Here is a 21121-nt window from a genome sequence, read left to right as displayed (position 1 = left end):
TTCCGGGTAAGATGGAAATAAGCAAACTTAGTTAAATAAATTTACAAAGTTTGATCCGCATTCGTGTAGGAGGTTGTCCGAATTGGCAGAACTGCGCTATAATCCGCTGCTGCGCGATTGGGTGATGGTCGCGTCGAACCGGCAAAACCGGCCGCATATGCCGAAAGGCTACTGCCCGTTTTGCCCCGGCTCCGGCAAAGTGCCGGACGATTACGACGTGCACGTGTACGAAAACGATTTCCCGGCGCTCAGCCCGAATCCGCCCGAGCCGGACCCGGTCGAAACGACGCTGTACAAGGCGGCCCAATCGTACGGCAAATGCGAAGTCGTCCTGTACTCGCCGGACCATACGAAGACGCTGCCCGAACTGTCGGTCGATCATATCGGCAAGCTGATCGACGTATGGACCGACCGGTTCGTCCGGCTGTCCGAAGACCCGAAGCATCAATACGTCATGATTTTCGAAAACCGCGGCGAAGAGTGCGGGGTGACGATGCCGCATCCGCACGGGCAAATTTACGCCTACTCGCACATGCCGCTCAAGCTGAAGACGGAGCTGGAAAGCTGCAGGCTGCACCACGAAGAACACGGCAGCTGCCTGCTTTGCGACATGAACCGCGAGGAGGCCGAATTCAAGGAGCGCATCGTGATCGAAAACGAGCACTTCCTTTGCTATTTGCCGTACTTTACCGATTATCCGTACGGGGTGTTTATCGTCAGCAAGCGGCATATGACGGCGCTTCCGGACTTTACGCCGGAGGAGAAGCGCGCCTTGGCGCAAATGCTCAAGGATGCGACCGGCGCGATGGACGAGCTGTTCGACAGGCTGTTCCCGTACATGATGGTCATGCACCAGCGGCCGGTGAACGGCGACGACGTGGAAAGCTATTATCATTTTCATATCGAGTTTTATCCGCCGCTGCGGGACAAAGACAAAATCAAATGGTACGCTTCCTCGGAGATGGGCGCCTGGGCGGCCGCCAATCCGATGGCGGTCGAACAAACCGCTCCGAAAATGCGGGAGGCGTACGAACGTTATTTGCGGAAGGAAGGGAGATCGTTATGACGACGGTGCAACCGGCCGAATTTTCGACGCTTCGCGAGCAATTCGCCGGCAAGTTCGGCGACGCGGAAGGCGCTCGCCTCTTTTTCGCCCCGGGACGGGTCAATCTGATCGGCGAGCATACGGACTACAACGGAGGGCTCGTCTTTCCGGCCGCGCTTACGTTCGGCACGTATGCGGTCGTGAAACCGCGGACCGACGGGCTGTACCGGTTTCGTTCGCTGCAGTTCGCGGCCGAGGCGGACACGCCGGTCGACCGGGTCGCTTATGCCGCGGAGGACGACTGGGCCAACTACCCGAAGGGCGTCCTGTCCGAGCTGCTTCAGCTCGACGGGGGCGTCTACACGGCCAATTTGCGGGGAGCGGACGTATTATATTTCGGAAACGTTCCGAACGGCGCCGGCTTGTCTTCGTCGGCCTCGATCGAGCTCGTAACGGCGTTGGCGCTTACGGCGATCGCCGGGCTGACGATTCCGACGCTGACGCTCGTCAAGCTGTCGCAGCGGGCGGAAAACCGTTTCGTCGGCGTCAACTGCGGCATTATGGACCAATTCGCCGTCGGTATGGGCAAGCGCGACCATGCGGTCATGCTGAAATGCGACACGCTGGATTACCAGTACGTGCCGTTTCGCATCGACGGCTGCAAGCTGATCATTACGAACACGAACAAGCGGAGAGGGCTCGCCGATTCGAAATACAACGAGCGTAGACAGCAGTGCGAAGATGGGTTAAAGTGGATTAGGGAAAAGCTGCCGCAGCTCGGCAGTTTGGGCGAGCTGTCGATCGAGCAATGGGAGCGCGTCCGGGATGCGATCCCCGACCCGTTAATCGCCGCCCGCGTTCAGCACGTCGTCACGGAGGACGCCCGCGTCCTGGAGGCGCGCTCGCGGCTCGAGCAGGGCGACCTGGCCGCGTTCGGCAAGCTGATGAACGCCTCGCACGAATCGCTGCGCGACTTGTACGAGGTGACCGGCTTCGAGCTCGATACGCTGTACGAGGTGGCGAGCGCGATCGACGGCTGCATCGGCACCCGGATGACCGGCGCCGGCTTCGGCGGCTGCAACGTCAGCATCGTCCGCGACGATGCGGCCGAAGCGTTTCAGCGGGAAGTGGCGGAGCGGTACACGGCCCAAACCGGACTCGTGCCGTCGTTTTACGTATGCGAAATCGGCGACGGCGCGAAAGAGCTGCGGTGGGACTGACGATCATACATGTATCAACAGAACGCTGAAGGAGGAACGTCATGGCTATATTGGTAACCGGCGGAGCGGGCTATATCGGCAGCCATACGGTCATGGAGCTGCTGGCCCAGGGCGAGAAAGTCGTCGTCGTCGACAATTTGCGGACCGGGCACCGCTCCGCGGTGTCGCCGGAAGCGCGCTTCTACGAAGGCGACATTCGCGACCGGGGGTTTTTGGACCGCGTGTTCGGCGAAAACGATATCGAGGCGGTCATTCATTTCGCCGCCAGCTCGCTCGTCGGGGAAAGCGTGCAGCAGCCGCTCGCGTATTACGACAACAATTTGTTCGGCACGCATTCGCTCGTCGGCGCGATGGAAGCGCACGGCGTGCGCAAAATCGTATTTTCGTCCACGGCGGCGACGTACGGCGAACCGGAGCGGGTGCCGATCGAGGAAAGCGCGCCGACCCGTCCGGAAAGTCCTTACGGGGAAACGAAGCTGGCGATGGAAAACATGTTCCGCTGGTGCGACCGGGCGTTCGGCCTCAAGTTCGTGTCGCTGCGCTATTTCAATGCGTGCGGCGCGCATCCGGACGGTACGATCGGCGAAGACCACAAGCCGGAAAGCCATTTGATCCCGATCATTTTGCAAGTCCCGCTCGGAGAGCGCGACCATATCGGCATTTTCGGCGACGATTATCCGACCGAGGACGGCACGTGCGTCCGCGATTACATTCATGTGATGGACCTCGCGAACGCGCACTATCTCGCGCTGAACTATTTGCGCGCCGGCCATCCGAGCGACGTGTTCAATCTCGGCAACGGAACCGGCTTCTCGGTGAAGCAGGTCATCGAGCTGGCGCGCGGCGTTACCGGCCATCCGATTCCGGCGGCCGTATCGCCTCGGCGCGCGGGCGACCCGGCGGTGCTGATCGCTTCTTCCGAAAAGGCGAAATCGAAGCTCGGCTGGAAGCCGCGCTACGACGATTTGGGCACGATTATCGGGACGGCCTGGAAGTGGCACCAAAGCCACCCGAACGGTTACGCCGATTGAACGGGGCGGCGCCGTTCCCTCCTCCCGGCGAACAAAATCGGGAGGAGTTCCCTTTACAAATGATAACAAACCCTTTATAATATCGAATAGTTCCGCTTGCAGGATGTCGTCGGGGTATAGCGCAGCCTGGTAGCGCGCACCCTTGGGGTGGGTGAGGTCGCACGTTCAAATCGTGTTACTCCGATTCGACCGGGTCCTGCAGCGGTGGCGGAACCGGCAAAAACCGCTTGATCGGCGTATCGTATGCGCGAATCGGGCGGTTTTTGTTTTGTCCGTTTGACAGCGGCCGCCGGGATGCAGCATGATAAAGGAAGCGGGCCGGAATCCGCGATCCGGCGGCAGTTCAGTCGAGTAGAGAGGAGAGTAGCGCAATGAGCGACGAAACGGTGCAGGGCGATTATTTCGTCATCAAGGCGAAGGAAAACGGCGTTCACGTCATCGGATTGACGCGCGGCCACGATACGAGGTTTCACCATACGGAAAAGTTGGACAAGGGCGAAGTGATGATCGCGCAGTTTACGGAGCATACGTCGGCAGTCAAAATCCGCGGCAAAGCGACGGTTTTGACGCGGTTCGGCAGGGTCGACACCGACGAATGACTTTTCCTCGGGGAGGCAGGCATAGCCTGCCTTTTTTATTTGTACAATGAGATAGGAGCCGTATCGATTCAGGAGGGATTGTCGTGAACACGATACATCGATTGATCGTCGCTTCGCTCGTTTCCGTCGGCATCGCCTCGGCCCTGTCCGTCGTGCCGAAGCTGGACGGCAAGCTCGGCGCGGGAGCCGCGGAAACCCCCGTTTTCCGTCCGGACTCCCCGGTCTCCCTTTCCAATCGCAACCTGGTCGACGTTTTCGCGAAGCTTTCGCTTCATTTGGAACTGGCGCACGTCGAATGGAACGATACGATTTTGTCGGTCGATTTGCGGACGAAGCCGGGCGAAGCGCTGGAGCCGATTTACGACGATTTGTACGCGCTGGCCGAACTCGGCTTTACCCATACGCGAAACGTGAAGCAGCTGCTCGTCCGCGTCATGGAGCAGCCGGCCGGCCGCGCCGAGCCGCCGCAGCTGCTGCTGGCGATGGACGCCAAACGGTCCGATCTGGGCGCCGAACCCGAAGCGGGAATAACGCGGAAAGGGACGAAGGAACAATATTTAAGTTCACATTTTAGCCTTACTTATACGCATAAGTGGCTTGACCGGCATCGCCGATAAAGTTGTATACTGGAAGCGGACGAACGGACGCCGTCGTTCGCGTTGCAACTATATTGTGCGCTGCGCTTCCTGTTGTGATATAATGGTTTGGATGCACAGATGAACGCAATTTTGAACGCTTGTCGGCGGTACGGAGGCATGTATGAACAATTACTCGATAGCGGACTTGGCGAAACCTTACACCGAATACGATATGATCCGGGATCATACGGAACTGCCGGAGCTTCCGAATTTTCGTTCGCAGCTTCTGTATACGTTTCTACATAAAGGCTCGTCGTCCGTTCAGCAAAGCGAGCTGTATGCCGTAGTCGTATCGCTCGCCCAGATGGGGCTCGATACGCACGACATGGTGTCGGAAACGAATGACCGCAAAGAGAAAAAAGAAGCGCGTTCGCGGCAGCTGAAAGTGCTGGCGGGGGACTATTTCAGCAGCCGGTTTTACGAGCTTCTCGCACAGGCCGGTCAAGTCGAGATGACGCGTCATATGGCGGCGGCCATCTGCGAAGTGAACCGGCTCAAAATGAATTTGTATATGCGGATACGCGGATGGAAAATGACGGCCGACGAATATATGCAGCATGTGGTCAGCATCAAGATGCAGCTGTATTTGTCGTTTTCGCGCGCATTGGAATGGATGAAGCCGAACAGCTGGCACGACATGCTGCTGGGATATACGAGCTGCGAAGTTTTGCTGGACGAGCTGCGCCGCATCGAGCGGGGAGACGATCTCCGATCCGGTTGGGCTTTTTGGCATTTGCTGCAGGTCGGAACGAAGGAGGAGAAGAAACAGCTTCGCCAGGGGGAAGCCGATACCGGCAAGCTGCGCGCGCTGCTCCATAAATACAACGTCAGGGCCACGCTGTTCCAAATGCTCGACGCCCAGTTCCAGCAGCTTACGGACAAAATCCGCCAGTTCGATTCGGAGAAGCTGGTCAGCGAGCTGTACCAGATCGGCGATCCGTTCGTACGCGCGCTGAACGCTTCGCGGGCGCTCGAAGAAGTGTGAGGTGAACCGAAGGTGGAAATGAATACGAACAAAGAGCGGTTCGTGCACTCCGTGTTTGAGAGCATCGCCCACAAATACGATTTGATGAACGACGTGCTCAGCTTCCGCCGGCACAAGGCGTGGCGCAAGTTCACGATGCGGCAGATGGCCGTGAAGCCGGGAGCGACGGCGCTCGACGTATGCTGCGGAACGTGCGACTGGACGATCTCGCTCGCCGAAGCGAGCGGAACGGGCCGCGTCGTCGGGCTCGATTTCAGCCGCAACATGCTCGAATTCGGCGAGCAGAAGGTGGCGAAGCTCGGGTACGGCAAGCAGATCGAGCTGATTCACGGCAACGCGATGGCGCTGCCGTTCGACGACGATACGTTCGATTGCGCGACGATCGGATTCGCGCTCCGCAACGTGCCGGATTTGACGAAGGTGCTGCAGGAGATGGAGCGGGTCGTCAAGCCCGGAGGGCTTGTCGTTTCGCTCGAGCTGTCCAAGCCCACATGGCAGCCGTTCAAATCGATTTATTACTTTTATTTCAGGCGCGTGCTTCCGCTCATCGGCAAGCTGCTTGCCAAACGATACGAGCAGTACAAGTGGCTCCCCGAGTCGCTTGTTCATTTTCCGGACCATAAAGAGCTTGCCGGCATTTTCCGGCGCATCGGTCTTGAGGACGTTCGCGCCTACCCGCTGACGGGCGGCGTCGCCGCCCTTCATATCGGGACGAAGGGGAAACGGGAGGGTGCCGGACTTGTGGAGTAAAGTCAAAATATTTCTCGAAATGATCAAGTTCGAGCATACGTTGTTCGCGCTGCCGTTCGCCTTCATGGGCGCCATACTCGGCTCGGTGATCCGGTTTCATTCGATGCCGTCCTGGGGACAGATCGGCTGGATCATCGTCGCGATGGTCGGGGCGCGCAGCGCGGCGATGGGGCTCAACCGGCTGATCGACCGGGTGATCGACAAAAAAAATCCGCGAACGGCGATGCGGGCCATACCGGCCGGCTTGCTGTCCGTGGGCGAAGTGCTCGTCTTTATCGTTATTTCGTTTTTGCTGCTGTTTTGGGCGACCGCGAACTTGAGTCCGCTCGCCATGAAGCTGCTGCCGATCGCCGTCTTTATGACCGTCATTTATTCGTACACGAAACGCTTTACATGGACATGCCATCTCATTTTGGGCTTGACGATCGGGCTGGCCCCGCTCGGCGCGTGGGTCGCCGTCACCGGCGTCATCGACTGGACCTCGATCGTGCTGTATGCGAGCGTCGCCTTCTGGACGGCCGGCTTTGACGTCATCTACGCTTGCCAGGACGCGGATTACGACCGCAAGGAAGGGCTGCACTCCATCCCGAGCCGGTTCGGCATCGGCCCGGCGCTTATGATCGCCCGGGCGTTTCATCTCATTACCGCGGCGGGACTGCTGAGCCTGTTCGTCATGACGGAGCTGAGCTGGTGGTATTTGGTCGGATTGGTCGTCTCGTACGTCATCTTGTTTTACGAGCATTACATCGTGTCGCCGAACGATTTGTCGAAGCTGAACACGGCGTTTTTCACGATGAACGGCGTTTTGAGCGTGGTTGTGTTTTGTTTCACATTCATCGATGTGGTGGTGCGCTATTTATGGTAGAGAGCGGAAGCCGCGACGGCTGGGTCGTCGGCCTGACCGGGGCGAGCGGCGCCGTTTACGGCGTGCGCCTGTGCGAGGCGCTGCTCGGTATGAACGTGCCGGTTCATCTCGTCATTACGGACGCGGGCTGGCGCGTCCTGCACGAGGAGCTCGGCTGGGACGCGGCGCACCGGCAGCAAACGCTGCAGCGCCGGTTCGAAAAGTTCGAGCTGCAGCCGCGCTATTACCCGATCGGCGACATCGGCGCCAGCATCGCCAGCGGCTCGTTCCGCACCGCCGGCATGGCGATCGTGCCTTGCAGCATGGGGACGCTGTCGGGCATCGCCCACGGCGCCTCCGGCAATTTGCTGGAGCGGGCGGCGGACGTCATGCTGAAGGAAGGGCGGAAGCTGGTCGTCGTGCCGAGGGAAACGCCGCTGCACGCGATTCATTTGGAAAACATGCTGAAGCTGTCCCGTCTCGGCGTCAGGATCGTCCCGGCGATGCCGGCCTTTTATCATAAACCCGCGACGATGGACGAGCTCGTCGATTTTTTGGTCGGCAAAGTGCTGGACAACATGGGAATCGAGAACGAGATGTTTCGGCGGTGGGGAGATGCTTGAACATGCAACGAGATTCGCTTATACGCATCGGCAAAATCAAATATACGAACGTGTGGCCGATTTATTACCATTTTCCGCACGAACGGTTCGGCCCCAAGCTGCAATGGATCGAGCAAGTGCCGACCGGACTTAACCGGGCGATGCTGGCCGGGGAAGTCGACATGGGCGCCATATCGTCGTTCGCCTATGCGGAGTCGCACGATCAGTACGAGCTGTTTCCCGAGCTGTCGGTTAGCGCGTACGGCAACGTCAATTCGCTGCTGCTGTTTCACAAAAAGCCGCTGGAGGAGCTGGACGGCTGCACGGTCATGCTGCCTACGAGCTCGGCGACGACGGTCAATTTGCTCAAAATCATTTTGTCCCGATTCGTCGGCGTGGCTCCGAACTACGTGTATGCGGCTCCATCTTTGGATACAATGATGAAACATGCGGATGCCGCCCTGCTTATCGGCGACGACGCGATTCGGGCCAGCTGGCGGGACACTCCGTACGAAGTGTCCGACATGGGGGCGCTGTGGCGCCGATACACCGGCGAATGGATGACGTTCGCCGTATGGGCGGTTCGCAAGCAAACGATCGCGGAGCATCCGCGGCTCGTCGCCGACGTGCACGAGGCGCTGCTCGGCAGCAAGGCCGCCGGCGCGAAAAACCCGGAGCCGATCATAGCCGCCGCGCAAGCCGAAATCGGCGGAACGCCGGACTATTGGCGCGACTATTTCCGCCATTTGAGCCACGACTTCGGACCGGAGCAGCGGCGGGGGCTGAGCCTTTATTTCCGCTACGCGCTGGAGCTCGGTCTGCTCTCGGAACCGGCTCCGCTTCAGATGTGGTCTGATAATTCCGTAACCAGGTGACGTAATGAAACTAATGGAAATTTATGCCCGAATGAAGAAAGACATCGCATACGTCGAGCGGGAATTGGAGGAAAGCGTCCAGACCGATCACGCCATGCTGAAGGAGACGTCGCTTCATTTGCTGAAGGCGGGAGGGAAGCGGATTCGTCCGGTTTTCGTCCTGCTCGCCTCGCAGTTCGGCCGCTACGATCTGCAGCGGATCAAGCATATCGCGGTGCCGCTCGAGCTGATCCATATGGCCACGCTCGTCCACGACGACGTCATCGACGACGCGGACACGAGGCGCGGGCAGCTGACGGTCCGCTCGAAGTGGGACAACCGGGTCGCGATGTATACGGGCGATTACATTTTCGCCAAAGCGCTTACGATCGCGACGCAATTGAAGGATCCGCGCATTCATCAAATATTGTCATCGGCCATCGTCGAGCTGACGATCGGCGAAATCGAGCAAATCCGTTATTTTTTTCGAACCGACCAGACGCTTCGCCACTATTTGCTCCGCATCAAACGGAAGACCGCGCTGCTGATCGCGATCAGCTGCCAGCTCGGCGCCGTCGCCTCCGAAGCGGACGAGGAGACGTGCAGGCAGCTGTACCGGTTCGGCTACAATGTCGGCATGGCGTACCAAATTCGCGACGACATTCTCGATTTGACCGGCACCGAGAAGCAGCTCGGCAAGCCGCCCGGCAGCGATATCCGGCAAGGGAACCTGACGCTTCCCGTGCTGTACGCGCTCCGCGACGCGTCCGTCCGGGACGGGCTGCTCGCCGAAATCGAACGGATCCGCCTCGTCGACGGACAGACCGACGTCTCTCCGTTTTTGCGAATCATTCGCGGCGGTCCTTATATCGCCGAGGCGGATCGGCTGTCGGCCCGTTATATCGACCGGGCGATCGGGGCGCTTTCGGGACTGCCGGACATACGCGCCAAGCGCGATTTGGTCGACGTCGCGCATTTTATCGGCGATCGCTCGTATTGAGGCGATGCGCTTCCCGTTCCGCGGCGGTCGGAAGCCGAAGCGGGTATGGAAAAAGGCCGATCGGCCGACAATGGTGAATACATGTTGCTGGAGTGGAGGGGTAAGTTAATGGAAAGAACGTTTCTGATGATCAAGCCGGACGGCGTGCAGCGCGGTCTGATCGGCGAAATCGTAAGCCGCTTCGAGCGCAAAGGGTTTACGCTCGTAGCCGCGAAGCTGATGGTCGTGCCGAAGGAGAAAGCCGAGCGGCATTACGCCGAGCATCACGGACGGCCGTATTACGACGACTTGATGAGATTCATTACCTCCGGTCCCGTATTCGCGATGGTATGGGAAGGCGATCAAGTGATCGCGCTGTCGCGGATCATGATGGGCAAAACGAACACGCTCGAAGCCCAGCCGGGAACGATTCGCGGCGACTTCGCCGTCCATACGAACCGCAACCTGATCCACGGCTCCGATTCGCCGGAAAACGCCGTGCGCGAAATCGCGATCTTCTTCGAGCCGCACGAGCTGGTCGGCTACGACAAAACGATTCAAACGTGGATTTAAGTACATATTCGACATATTTCGCCGCCCCCGAGAAGGAAAAAGTCCCGCATGCATGGAAATAAACTGCATGCGGGATTGTTTTTTGTGCCTTTAGGCGTACATACCGGCATTTCGACTTATTTTTCTTCTTGGAGAGTGACGCGGATGATGGAAGATCTAGACTATGCCCTGTTTATAAAAAAAGTGAAAGAGTACTCGGCGATCGACTTGTCCCAATACAAGGAATCGCAGATGAAGCGGCGTTTGACGACGCTGTATACGAAAAAAGGCTTTGCGTCGTTCGCCTCGTTTTTCGACGCGATGACAAGGAACAAGGAGCTGTACTACGAGTTTTTGGACCGGATGACGATCAACGTGTCCGAATTTTGGCGCAACCCGAACCGGTGGGAAGTATTGGAGCAAAGATTCGTTCCGGAGCTGGCGCGAGCCTCGCGGCGGCTCAAATGCTGGAGCGCCGCCTGCTCGACGGGCGAAGAGCCGTACACGCTGGCGATGATTATGGCCGAGCTCGGCCTTTTGGAATCGTCGCAGCTGATCGCGACGGACATCGACGAGGGCGCACTGGAAAAGGCGAGGCGGGCCGTCTATCCGGACCGGTCGCTGCGCGACGTGCCCCCGGCTTACGTTCGCCGCTATTTTACGCAAAAGGATATGACGTTTTCCGTCGTCGACTCGCTCAAGAAGCACGTCCGCTTCGCGAAGCAAAACTTGCTGCACGATCCGTTCGAGTCGCAGTTCGATCTGATCGTTTGCCGCAACGTGATGATATATTTCACCGAAGACGCGAAGCATGCGCTGTACCATAAGTTCGGCCGCGCGCTGAAGCCGGGCGGCCTGCTGTTCGTCGGCAGCACGGAGCAAATTTTTTCGCCGGGGCAGTACGAGCTGGAGACGGCGGACACGTTCATCTATCGGAAACGGGCCGATCATGTATAAACGCTTCCATATATTCCTATACTAGATGCGTATACCGATCAGGAGGTTTTGCCGCCATGGACAAACGAAAGGTCATTACGGCGTATCGGCGCGGATTTATTACGATCCAGGAATGCGCGCAAATTCTCGGCATCGATTCCGTGCAAGTCGCCCGAATGATCGACGAGCAGAAGCAGTCCGAGGTGACGCGGATTTATCCGCTGCCGATGAACGGCTGACGATACGGAAAGCAGAGCACGCCCTAGCCGGGGTGTGCTTTTTTTGCTGTTCGCCCGAGCGCGAAGTCGTATCGACGACGAATTCGCGGGGAAAAAATGACGAGCGGAAATCCGTATTTCTTGTCAAACCCGGGTCGCTATACTATAATTAGCATGATAATTCGGTGCATAAAAGCGCTAAAGAGTCCGACCGGCGGATGGCTGCGAGGGGATGCTTATCCGTCTTGACCGGCTCGCATGCTTTTATATAGCGTTCGGATATGTGGGAACAGGACGAGAGGGGACAAACCGACAATGAGATATTTGACAGCAGGAGAAACGCACGGTCCGCAGCTGACCGCGATCGTGGAAGGATTGCCGAGCAACTTGCCGCTTACCGGCGAGCCGATCAACGAGCAGCTGGCGAGACGGCAAAAAGGACACGGCCGCGGCAAGCGGATGCAGATCGAGAAAGATACGGCGCAAATCGTCGGCGGCGTCCGTCACGGAAAGACGACCGGAGCGCCGGTCGCGCTCGTCGTCGAGAACAAAGACTGGAAAGCTTGGACGACGGTCATGAGCATCGAGGACGTCGAGGAAGGCAGCGAAGGAAAGCGCCGCGTCAACCGTCCCCGTCCGGGGCATGCCGATTTGAACGGCGGATTGAAATATAACCAGAAAGATTTGCGCAACATTTTGGAGCGCTCCAGCGCGCGGGAAACGACGGTGCGCGTAGCCGTCGGCGCGATCGCCCGCCAGTTTTTGGCGCAGTTCGGCATCAAGATCGCGGGTCAGGTCATCCGGATCGGCGAAGTCGAGGCGGTTCGCCAGGAGCTGCCGATCGACGATCTGATCCGCATCACCGAGCAGTCGCCGGTTCGGGTCGTCGACAAGCAGGCGGAAGCGCTCATGATCGCGGCGATCGACCAGGCGAAGGCGGACGGCGATACGCTCGGCGGCATCGTCGAAGTGATCGTGGAAGGAGTCCCGGTCGGACTCGGCAGCCACGTGCAGTGGGACCGCAAGCTGGACGGACGGATCGCCCAAGCCGTCGTGTCGATACAGGCGTTCAAAGGCGTCGAGTTCGGCATCGGCTTCGAGGCGGCGAAGCGGCGCGGCTCGAACGTGCACGACGAAATTTTGTACAACGAGCAGGACGGCTTCCATCGCGGCTCGAATCGCGCCGGCGGACTCGAAGGCGGCATGACGACCGGCGAGCCGATCGTCGTGCGCGGCGTCATGAAGCCGATCTCGACGCTGTACAAGCCGCTCGCCAGCGTGGACATCGATACGAAGCAGCCGTTCTCGGCCCAGGTCGAACGGTCCGATACGTGCGCCGTCCCGGCGGCCGGCGTCATCATGGAGAACGTGATCGCCTGGGAAGTGGCCCGGGCGTTCATGGAGAAGTTCGGCGGCGATTCGATGGAGGAAATTCGCGCCAACTACGACAACTATCTCGACCAAGTAAAGAGGTATTAAGATGAAGCGTCTGACGGTAGACCTCGGAGAACGATCGTACCCGATCTATGTCGGGGAAGGCGTCTTGAACGATATCGCCGCCACGTTCGCTGCCCATAAGATCGGCGCGAAATCGCCGCATCTGCTCGTCACGGACGAGAACGTGGCGCGGCACCATCTGGATCGGGTGAAATCGCTGCTCGAGGCGGGCGGCTACCGGATCGCGACGTGCGTCGTCGCGGCGGGCGAGCAGTCGAAATCGCTGACCGTGTTCGAGGAAGTCGTCACGGTCGCGCTCCAGGCGGGGCTCGACCGCAACTCCGCCGTCATCGCGCTCGGCGGCGGCGTAGTCGGCGACTTGGCCGGTTTCGTCGCGGCCAGCTACATGCGCGGCGTCCGGTTCGTGCAAATACCGACGACCATTCTGGCGCACGACAGCAGCGTCGGCGGCAAAGTCGCGGTCAACCATAGGCTCGCGAAAAACATGATCGGCGCGTTCCATCAGCCGGAATTCGTGCTGTACGACATCGCGACGCTGAAGACGCTGCCGGAACGCGACGTGCGGGCAGGCTTGTCCGAGCTCGTCAAGGAAGGGTTCATTCTCGACCGCGAATTCGTGGAATGGTGCGACGCGAACGCGGAACGGCTGCTCGCGCTCGATTCGGAAGCGCTCGAGCACGCCTTGTACGTCGGCTGCGGCGTGAAGGCGAGAGTCGTATCGGCCGACGAGAGGGAAGGCGGATTGCGCGCCATTTTGAACCTGGGCCATACGATCGGCCATGCGCTCGAAGCGGTTGCCGGCTATAACGAGCTGCTGCACGGGGAAGCGATCGCGATCGGCATGGTCGGCGCCGCGCGGCTGTCCGCGAAGCTGGGCAATCCGGAGTCGATCGCCGCGGAGACGGAACGCATTCTGCGCAAGTTCGGCCTGCCGGTGCGGATTCCCGCGCATATGGATACGGACGCGATCATGAGCGCGATGATGCACGACAAAAAGTTTACGGACGGCAACATGGTGTTCATTATTCCGCAAGAGATCGGCAAAGTCGAAATCAACAAAAACGTTTCGGCGGTTTGGGTGAAAGAAATCGTGGAGCAATTGAAGAGGGAGGAGTAAGCCGACATGTTTGTACGGGGAGTACGCGGGGCTATCACGGTGGAACGCAACGAGGAAGCGGAAATATTGAACGCGACGGCCGAGCTGCTCGGACAAATCGTTGCCGACAACGCGATCAAGCCCGAAGACATCGCGAGCGTTTTCGTTACGGTGACGCAGGATTTGAACGCGGCGTTTCCGGCCAAGGCGATACGCGAAATGCAAGGGTGGGAGCTGGTACCCCTCATGTGCGCGCTGGAAATATCCGTTCCGGGCGGTTTGGAGAAATGCATTCGGCTGATGGTGTCCGTCAACACCGAGAAATCCCAAAAAGAAATGCGCCACGTCTATTTGAACAACGCGATCAAGCTGCGCCCGGATTTGACCGAAGCGGCGAAATGATTTTTTTCGGGATAACCGATTGACGCCTTCGGCGGCGATGGTGTATAGTGGATGAAAAGCAAGGAAGTTCGAGCCCAGTAGAGATTGTTCGAGTTCAGTAGAGCAGAGTAGAGCCATGAGGAGCAAGACGGCGGTGCCGATTCGGCCGGGCGCGCAAGCATGCGCGATCCGCAGGACCGGCGACTGTAAGCGAACGGCATGACACGTGTCACGGACCGGAAGCTCGTCGCAAGACGCGGAGCCTTTCTTCGGTATATTATGACGCGCGCCGTTTAGGTAAGCGGACGGTTTTCGTCTTCCGTACGTCGCCGTTCCCATTCTGCGAACTTATCGATTCAACCTCTACGAGACCGTAGAGGTTTTTTGCATTTTATCGGCGATTGCCGCAGAGGAGAAGGAGAGAAGCTTATGTATACTCCGGAATTGAAAGAAGTCATCCGTCTCGCCGGCGACTACAATCTTATACCGGTCGTTCGCCACCTGATGGCCGATACGGAAACGCCGATTCGCATTTTTCAGCACTTTTACGAGGACGACCGGGCGTTTTTGCTCGAAAGCGTGGAAGGCGGCGTGAAATGGGCCCGCTATTCGTTCATCGGCACGGAACCGTTTCTGGTCGTGAAAGGCAAGCACCAGGCGATGGAAATCGAGCTGAACGGCGTTAGCCGGGTCGCCGACGACAAGCCGCTCGAGACGCTCAAAGGGCTGCTTCGGGCATACTCGAGCCCGAAGCTGCCGGACTTCCCTCCTTTCACCGGCGGGGCGATCGGATTTTTCGGCTACGACCTGCTGCAGTATTACGAGCGGCTGCCGGCGCACCGGCACGACGATTTGGCGATGAACGACATCGAGTTTATGTTTTGCGACCAGGTGATCGTGTTCGACCATTTCAAGCAGCAGATAAAAGTGATCGGCAACGTGCATATCGAGAAGCATGCGACCGACGCGCAAATCGCCGAAGCGTACAAGCGGACGTGCGCGAAAATCGACGCCGCGATCGAGCGGCTGCAGCAGCCCGTGCCGCAGCGCACGCGGCAGAACGCCATCCCGGCCGACATCGGACTCGGCGAAGTGCATTCGAACTTGACGAAGGACGGGTATATGGCGAACGTGGAGAAGGCGAAGGAATACATTCGCGCCGGCGACATTTTCCAGGTCGTCCTGTCCCAGCGGTTCCATATCGAAACCGAGATCGATCCACTGTATGTGTATCGCGTGCTGCGGACGATGAATCCGTCGCCGTACATGTACTATTTGAAAATGGACGACGAAGTGATCGTCGGCACGTCGCCCGAAGCGCTCGTCAAAGTCGACGGCGAACGCGTCGAGACGCGGCCGATCGCCGGAACGCGGCCGAGGGGAAAGACGCCGGAGCACGACGCCGCTCTCGAGAAGGAACTGCTCGCCGACGAGAAGGAGCGGGCGGAGCATTTGATGCTCGTCGATCTCGGGCGCAACGACATCGGCCGGGTGGCCGAATTCGGCACCGTCAAGTGCGACATGTTCATGGAAATCGAACGGTACTCGCACGTCATGCATATCGTGTCCAACGTGTCCGGCAAGCTGCGGAGCGACAAAGACTTTTTCGACGCCTTCATCTCCTGCCTGCCGGCGGGAACCGTCTCGGGCGCGCCGAAGCTGCGGGCGATGGAAATTATCGCCGAGCTGGAGAACGAAGCGCGGGGAGCGTATGCGGGCGCGATCGGCTATCTCGGCTTTTCCGGCAATTTGGATACGTGCATCACGATTCGCACGCTCATCTTCAAAAACGGCAAAGCTTACGTGCAGGCCGGGGCCGGCATCGTATGGGATTCCGTTCCGGAGATGGAATATAACGAAACGGTCAACAAGGCGATGGGGATGCTGAAGGCGGTGCGGATGGCCGAAGCGATATTCGGCGATACGGAGAAAGTCGCCGTCGTCACGAACCAGGATTACTATTAATTCGGGAGGGAAGACGATGACCTACGGAATATCGATTCAACAAGCGATCGCCAAAGTCGTCGGAGGCGCGCATCTGACTCGCGACGAAGCGAAGGCGGCGATGGAAATTATTTTTAACGGCGAGGCGTCCCCGTCGCAAATCGGCAGCTTCATTACGGCTTTGCGGATGAAGGGCGAGACGGCGGACGAAATCGGCGGCTTCGCCGAGACGATGCGCAGCAAGGCGAACGCGGTTCGCTCCGAGCGCACCGATCTGCTCGATACGTGCGGCACGGGCGGCGACGGGGCGGATACGTTCAACATTTCGACCGCCTCGGCGATCGTCGCGGCGGCGGGCGGCATTCGCGTCGCCAAGCACGGCAACCGGGCGATGTCGAGCAAGAGCGGCAGCGCGGACGTGCTGGAAGCGCTCGGCGTCAACATCGGGCTTTCCGCCGACGAAGCGTCGCGCTGTCTGGAGAGCATCGGCATCTGCTTCATGTTCGCCCAATCGCATCATCCGTCGATGAAGCATGCCGCCGTGCCGCGACGGGAAATCGGCATCCGGACCGTGTTCAACCTGCTCGGACCGCTGACGAATCCGGCCGGCGCCGACCGCCAGCTGCTCGGCATTTTCGACCGGAACCGGACGGAGCTCGTCGCCGAAGTGCTCGGCTCGCTCGGCATCAAGCGCGGGCTCGTGGTGGCCAGCTACGACGGGCTCGACGAAATCAGCATTTCCGCGGCGACGAAGGTGACCGAGCTGAAGGACGGCGACGTCCGCACGTTCGACATCAGTCCGGACGATCTCGGCCTGCGCGCGTATCCGCTCAGCGACGTCGTCGGCGGCGACGCGGCGCGCAATGCGGAAATAATCCGCGACGTGTACCGGGGCGCCCACGGCGCCTGCCGCGACATCGTATTGGCGAACGCCGGGGCGTGCTTCTACGTGACCGGCCGTTGCTCGACGCTGCAGGAAGGTGTAAAATTAGCGGGTGCGGTCATCGACTCCGGGAAAGCGCTGGAGAAGCTGGAGCAGCTAGTTCAAGTTACGGGAGAATTGGCACATGTTTCTTGATAAAATCGTGGCAACGAAGCATACGGAAGTAGCGAATTTGAAGCAGACGTTCTCGCCAGCGGAGGCGGAACGCCGAATCGCCGGCATGCCCGCCTGTCTCGGCTTCGAGCGAGCCTTGGCGAACCGGAAGCGGGAGACGGGGCTGATCGCCGAGGTGAAGAAGGCGTCCCCCTCCAAAGGGCTCATCCGCGCCGATTTCGATCCGGTCGCAATCGCCCGTTCCTATGAAGCGGCCGGGGCGGACTGCTTGTCCGTCCTGACCGACGAAATGTATTTCCAAGGCTCGAACCGGTATTTGAGCGCGGTGCGGGAAGCGGTTCGCGTGCCGATTTTGCGCAAAGATTTTACGATCGACGAAACGCAAATATACGAAGCGCGGCTGATCGGCGCGGACGCGATTTTGCTGATCGCCGCCATCTTGACGACGGAGCAGCTGCGCGACTATTTGTCGCTGGCCCGCGAGCTCGGCATGGACGCGCTCGTCGAGGTGCACGACCGCGAGGAGCTGGAGCGGACGCTGACGCTCGACGCGACGCTCATCGGCATCAACAACCGCAATTTGCGCACGTTCGTCACCGACCTGAAGACGACCGAGGAGCTTATTCGCCACATTCCGGAAGGAAAAACGATCGTCAGCGAAAGCGGCATTTCCGCGGCGGACGAAATCGGCTACTTGCGCTCGATCGGGGCGCATGCCGTGCTCGTCGGCGAGCATTTCATGCGCAAGCCGGTCATCGAGGACGCCGTGAACGAGCTGATGGGACAAGCGCAGCCGCAGGGGGCCGACTGATATGGCGATGGTCAAAATATGCGGGCTGAAGGATGCCGAAACGGTCGCATCGGTCGTGCGGATGCCCGTCGACCTGATCGGCTTCTTGTTCGCCGCCAGCAAACGGCAGGTGACGCCGGAGCAGGCGGGAGCGCTCGTGCGCATCGTCCGCGAACGGCGCGAGACGGGCCATCGCGTACCGCTTACGGTCGGCGTGTTCGTCGATCCGACCATGGAGCTTCTCGCGGAAACGTTGAAGGCCGCGCCGCTAGACGCCGTGCAGCTGCACGGGGCGGAATCGCCGGCGTTTTGCCGGGCTGTGCGCGAGACGTTCGGCATTCGCGTATACCGCGTCTTCTCCGTCTCGGAATCGGCTTCCGCCGCGGACGACGACGCGCGCACGAACGCGGTCGCGGAGGCGCTCGACCCGTACGCGGGCTGCATCGACGGACTGCTGCTCGATACGGCCGGAGGCGGCACCGGGCGCACGTTCGAATGGAGCCGCATTCCGCATTACGCGCAGTGGGCGCGCCGAGCCGGCGTTCCGCTGTTCGTCGCCGGCGGACTGACGCCGGATAACGTAGCCGGGCTGATCGAAGCTTACCGGCCGGACGGCGTCGACGTTTCGAGCGGCGTGGAGACGAACGGGGCGAAAGACATTACGAAAATACGAGATTTCGTCGAAAGGGTGAAAGGTCATGAGTCGCATGCAGGTGCCTGACGAGCACGGCCGATTCGGCGCCTTCGGGGGCCGGTACGTGCCGGAAACGCTGATGAACGCCTTGATCGAGCTGGACGAGGCGTATCGCAAATATTCGCAAGACCCGGAATTTATCAAGGACGTGCAAACGCTGCTGAACGAATATGCGGGAAGGCCGTCGCGGCTCTATTACGCGGAGCGGCTGACCGAGCATTTGGGCGGGGCGAAAATATATTTGAAGCGGGAAGATTTGAACCATACCGGCGCCCACAAAATCAACAACACGATCGGGCAGGCGGTGCTCGCCAAACGGATGGGCAAGAAAAAAGTGATCGCCGAAACGGGAGCCGGCCAGCACGGCGTCGCCACGGCGACGATCGCGGCGCTGCTCGGACTCGAATGCAAGGTGTTCATGGGCGAGGAGGACACGAAGCGGCAGCAGCTGAACGTGTTCCGCATGAACTTGCTCGGGGCGGAAGTCGTGCCGGTCATGTCGGGGACGCGCACGCTCAAGGATGCGTGCAACGAGACGCTGCGCTACTGGGTCAGCAACGTTCACGACACGTTTTATATACTCGGCTCGGTAACGGGACCGCATCCGTACCCGATGATGGTGCGCGACTTCCAGCGCATTATCGGCGACGAGGCGCGCGCGCAAATATTGGAGAAGGAAGGCCGGCTGCCTGACGCCGTCATCGCCTGCGTGGGCGGCGGCAGCAACGCGATGGGCATCTTTTATCCGTTCGTCGGCGACGAGTCGGTACGGCTGATCGGCGTCGAGGCGGCGGGTCGCGGCGTCGATACCGAGGAGCATGCGGCGACGATGACGAAAGGCAGCCCGGGCGTGTTCCAAGGCTCGCTCAGCTACGTGCTGCAGGACGAATACGGCCAAGTGATGCCGGCTCATTCGATTTCCGCGGGGCTCGATTACCCGGGCATCGGACCGGAGCATTCGTACTTGAAAGACAGCGGCCGCGCCGAATACGTGCCGATTACCGACAAGGAAGCGCTCGACGCACTGCAGCTGCTCAGCCGGACGGAGGGCATTATCGCGGCTCTGGAAAGCTCGCACGCCGTCGCCCATACGCTGAAGGTGGCGCCGACGATGGACAAGGACGAGATTATCGTGGTCAGCTTGTCCGGCCGCGGCGACAAAGACGTCGAGTCGATCATGGGCTATTTGGGAGGTGGCGCGAAGTGAACCGCATCGACGAGAAGTTTGCAGAGCTGAAGCGTCAAGGCCGCACGGCGCTGATCCCGTACGTGACGATCGGAGACCCGGATCCGGACATTTCGCTGTCGCTGCTGCGCGAGCTGGAGCTGGCCGGGGCCGACATCGTCGAGCTCGGCGTGCCGTATTCCGACCCGTTGGCCGACGGTCCGGTTATTCAACGCGCCTCGGAACGCGCGCTGAAGCACAACATTACGATTCTCGATTGCATCCGGATCGCGAAGCGGGCGCGCGAGCACAACGTCAACCTGCCGTTTATTTTGTTCACGTATTACAACCCGGTGCTGCGAATCGGCCTGGAACGGTTTTTCGAGCTGCTCGCGGAGCACGACATCAGCGGAGTCATCATCCCGGACTTGCCGTTCGAGGAGAACGGTCCGGTCAAGGCATTATCCGATCGATACAACATTCATCTCGTTCCGCTCGTCGCGCCGACGTCGGACGACCGTATCGCCAAAATTACGGCAAGCGCCTCGGGCTTCATCTATTGCGTGTCGTCGCTCGGCGTAACCGGCGTCCGCGCCGACTTTTTCGCGGGCATCGACGATTTTCTGGCGTCGGTGCGCCGCTCGACCGATCTGCCGATCGCGATCGGCTTCGGCATTTCCACGAGCGAACAGTTCGCGCATTTTTCCAAAACGTGCGACGGCGTCGTTGTGGGCAGCGCGATCGTGCGCAAAATCGAAGAAGCGACGCCGCTGCTGCTGTCCGAATCTTCCCGTTCGGACGGGCTTGTTCAGGTTCGCGAATTCGTTCGTCAGCTTCGGGGCTGATCGCTCCCAGTATCCATAATCCGATTACCGAAAATCCTTACTCGCTCTTGAAAGCGGGTAAGGATTTTTCTTGTTCCGACGTCCGTTGGCTTTTGAACGCCAAGCCATTTTGTTCCAAGGCGTTTCGAAGGATCGGCAACGATTTGGGTCCCATGCCGTGAATGCTCAAAATCTCTTTTTCCGAATAGGTCGAAAGCTTCTGCAGCGATGTGATTCCGTTATGCTCCAATGCCCGTCTCGCCGGCGCCGCAAGAAGCGAGAGAAAGCCGCCGTCCGGTTTCCGCTCTTGCTCGCAAATCGGGCATGCCGGACAATCGCTGCTTTTATAGTATCGGTGCCCGTTACCGCAAGTTCGTAACGTTTGTTTTGAATCGGCCATAATCGATCTCTCCTTTGGTTCGATTCGAGCTTTAGGATAGGGACTTCCAAGGCTCTCCT

The 21121-nt window shown here is 59.6% G+C and carries 24 protein-coding genes and 1 tRNA gene; 24 read left to right on the top strand and 1 reads right to left on the bottom strand.

All coding sequences use genetic code 11. From position 1 onward, the window contains the following. The first annotated feature begins 82 nt into the window (after nucleotides 1–82). The 24 genes from galT (at nucleotide 83) to trpA (ending at nucleotide 20683) form a co-directional block, all read left to right on the top strand. A complete protein-coding gene (gene galT / locus PV407_RS01395; RefSeq protein WP_332088060.1) occupies nucleotides 83–1066 on the top strand; it encodes a galactose-1-phosphate uridylyltransferase in 984 nt (327 codons plus the stop codon). After that, nucleotides 1063–2265, top strand: coding sequence for a galactokinase (locus tag PV407_RS01390; RefSeq protein ID WP_332088059.1), 1203 nt, complete (start codon nucleotides 1063–1065; stop codon nucleotides 2263–2265). The genes galT and PV407_RS01390 overlap by 4 nt, the downstream gene beginning before the upstream one ends. 41 nt (nucleotides 2266–2306) lie before the next feature. Further along, complete coding sequence (galE, locus tag PV407_RS01385; protein WP_332088058.1) at nucleotides 2307–3296, top strand: UDP-glucose 4-epimerase GalE; 990 nt, start codon at nucleotides 2307–2309, stop codon at nucleotides 3294–3296. Between the two features lie 110 nt (nucleotides 3297–3406). Then, nucleotides 3407–3480 (top strand) — tRNA-Pro (locus PV407_RS01380). Nucleotides 3481–3667: 187 nt separating this feature from the next. Further along, a complete protein-coding gene (gene mtrB, locus PV407_RS01375; protein WP_332088057.1) occupies nucleotides 3668–3895 on the top strand; it encodes a trp RNA-binding attenuation protein MtrB in 228 nt (75 codons plus the stop codon). 83 nt (nucleotides 3896–3978) lie between these two features. Further along, entirely contained in the window at nucleotides 3979–4512 is a 534-nt protein-coding gene (locus tag PV407_RS01370) for a hypothetical protein (protein ID WP_332088056.1), read from the top strand. 142 nt (nucleotides 4513–4654) lie between these two features. Then, nucleotides 4655–5518 (top strand): heptaprenyl diphosphate synthase component 1, encoded by an 864-nt coding sequence (locus tag PV407_RS01365; protein ID WP_332088055.1) that lies wholly within the window; start codon nucleotides 4655–4657, stop codon nucleotides 5516–5518. An 18-nt stretch (nucleotides 5519–5536) separates the two neighbouring features. Then, nucleotides 5537–6268 (top strand): demethylmenaquinone methyltransferase, encoded by a 732-nt coding sequence (locus PV407_RS01360; protein ID WP_332088207.1) that lies wholly within the window; start codon nucleotides 5537–5539, stop codon nucleotides 6266–6268. Further along, nucleotides 6258–7133 (top strand): UbiA-like polyprenyltransferase, encoded by an 876-nt coding sequence (locus PV407_RS01355; protein WP_332088054.1) that lies wholly within the window; start codon nucleotides 6258–6260, stop codon nucleotides 7131–7133. Before PV407_RS01360 ends, PV407_RS01355 begins: the two co-directional genes overlap by 11 nt. After that, the gene (locus tag PV407_RS01350; RefSeq protein ID WP_332088053.1) at nucleotides 7127–7735 is read left to right on the top strand and encodes a UbiX family flavin prenyltransferase; all 609 of its coding nucleotides are present in this window, start codon (nucleotides 7127–7129) and stop codon (nucleotides 7733–7735) included. Before PV407_RS01355 ends, PV407_RS01350 begins: the two co-directional genes overlap by 7 nt. Before the next feature lie 2 nt (nucleotides 7736–7737). After that, nucleotides 7738–8589 (top strand): menaquinone biosynthetic enzyme MqnA/MqnD family protein, encoded by an 852-nt coding sequence (locus tag PV407_RS01345; RefSeq protein ID WP_332088052.1) that lies wholly within the window; start codon nucleotides 7738–7740, stop codon nucleotides 8587–8589. 4 nt (nucleotides 8590–8593) lie between these two features. Beyond that, a complete protein-coding gene (gene hepT / locus PV407_RS01340; protein ID WP_332088051.1) occupies nucleotides 8594–9568 on the top strand; it encodes a heptaprenyl diphosphate synthase component II in 975 nt (324 codons plus the stop codon). A 108-nt stretch (nucleotides 9569–9676) separates the two neighbouring features. Then, nucleotides 9677–10120, top strand: a complete 444-nt coding sequence (gene ndk / locus PV407_RS01335; RefSeq protein WP_332088050.1) for a nucleoside-diphosphate kinase — start codon at nucleotides 9677–9679, stop codon at nucleotides 10118–10120. Between the two features lie 147 nt (nucleotides 10121–10267). Next, entirely contained in the window at nucleotides 10268–11056 is a 789-nt protein-coding gene (locus PV407_RS01330; RefSeq protein ID WP_332088206.1) for a CheR family methyltransferase, read from the top strand. Nucleotides 11057–11112: 56 nt separating this feature from the next. Beyond that, nucleotides 11113–11274, top strand: coding sequence for a hypothetical protein (locus tag PV407_RS01325; RefSeq protein WP_332088049.1), 162 nt, complete (start codon nucleotides 11113–11115; stop codon nucleotides 11272–11274). A 294-nt stretch (nucleotides 11275–11568) separates the two neighbouring features. After that, on the top strand, nucleotides 11569–12732 hold the full coding sequence (gene aroC, locus PV407_RS01320; RefSeq protein ID WP_332088048.1) for a chorismate synthase: 1164 nt from the start codon (nucleotides 11569–11571) through the stop codon (nucleotides 12730–12732). 1 nt (nucleotide 12733) lies between these two features. Continuing rightward, nucleotides 12734–13828, top strand: coding sequence for a 3-dehydroquinate synthase (gene aroB, locus PV407_RS01315; RefSeq protein WP_332088047.1), 1095 nt, complete (start codon nucleotides 12734–12736; stop codon nucleotides 13826–13828). A 6-nt stretch (nucleotides 13829–13834) separates the two neighbouring features. Further along, nucleotides 13835–14209 carry a chorismate mutase gene (gene aroH, locus PV407_RS01310; protein WP_332088046.1) on the top strand — a complete coding sequence of 125 codons (375 nt, stop codon included), beginning with the start codon at nucleotides 13835–13837 and terminating at the stop codon, nucleotides 14207–14209. Nucleotides 14210–14617: 408 nt separating this feature from the next. Continuing rightward, a complete protein-coding gene (gene trpE, locus PV407_RS01305; RefSeq protein WP_332088045.1) occupies nucleotides 14618–16153 on the top strand; it encodes an anthranilate synthase component I in 1536 nt (511 codons plus the stop codon). A gap of 16 nt (nucleotides 16154–16169) precedes the next feature. Further along, on the top strand, nucleotides 16170–17210 hold the full coding sequence (gene trpD / locus PV407_RS01300; protein ID WP_332088044.1) for an anthranilate phosphoribosyltransferase: 1041 nt from the start codon (nucleotides 16170–16172) through the stop codon (nucleotides 17208–17210). Continuing rightward, complete coding sequence (gene trpC, locus PV407_RS01295; protein WP_332088043.1) at nucleotides 17200–18000, top strand: indole-3-glycerol phosphate synthase TrpC; 801 nt, start codon at nucleotides 17200–17202, stop codon at nucleotides 17998–18000. Before trpD ends, trpC begins: the two co-directional genes overlap by 11 nt. 1 nt (nucleotide 18001) lies before the next feature. Beyond that, nucleotides 18002–18700 carry a phosphoribosylanthranilate isomerase gene (locus tag PV407_RS01290; protein WP_332088042.1) on the top strand — a complete coding sequence of 233 codons (699 nt, stop codon included), beginning with the start codon at nucleotides 18002–18004 and terminating at the stop codon, nucleotides 18698–18700. After that, nucleotides 18678–19880 (top strand): tryptophan synthase subunit beta, encoded by a 1203-nt coding sequence (trpB, locus tag PV407_RS01285; protein WP_332088041.1) that lies wholly within the window; start codon nucleotides 18678–18680, stop codon nucleotides 19878–19880. The genes PV407_RS01290 and trpB overlap by 23 nt, the downstream gene beginning before the upstream one ends. Continuing rightward, entirely contained in the window at nucleotides 19877–20683 is an 807-nt protein-coding gene (trpA, locus tag PV407_RS01280; protein WP_332088040.1) for a tryptophan synthase subunit alpha, read from the top strand. Before trpB ends, trpA begins: the two co-directional genes overlap by 4 nt. Nucleotides 20684–20720: 37 nt before the next feature. Here trpA and PV407_RS01275 read toward each other — a convergent pair whose 3' ends face one another. Then, a complete protein-coding gene (locus tag PV407_RS01275) occupies nucleotides 20721–21062 on the bottom strand; it encodes an RNA polymerase alpha subunit C-terminal domain-containing protein (protein ID WP_332088039.1) in 342 nt (113 codons plus the stop codon). Between the last annotated feature and the right edge of the window lie 59 nt (nucleotides 21063–21121).

This window comes from Paenibacillus sp. GYB003 (assembly GCF_036577625.1).
GTDB lineage: Bacteria > Bacillota > Bacilli > Paenibacillales > NBRC-103111 > Paenibacillus_AB.
Note: the sequence above shows the minus strand (reverse complement) of the source record. Positions and strands in the feature narration are given on the sequence as shown.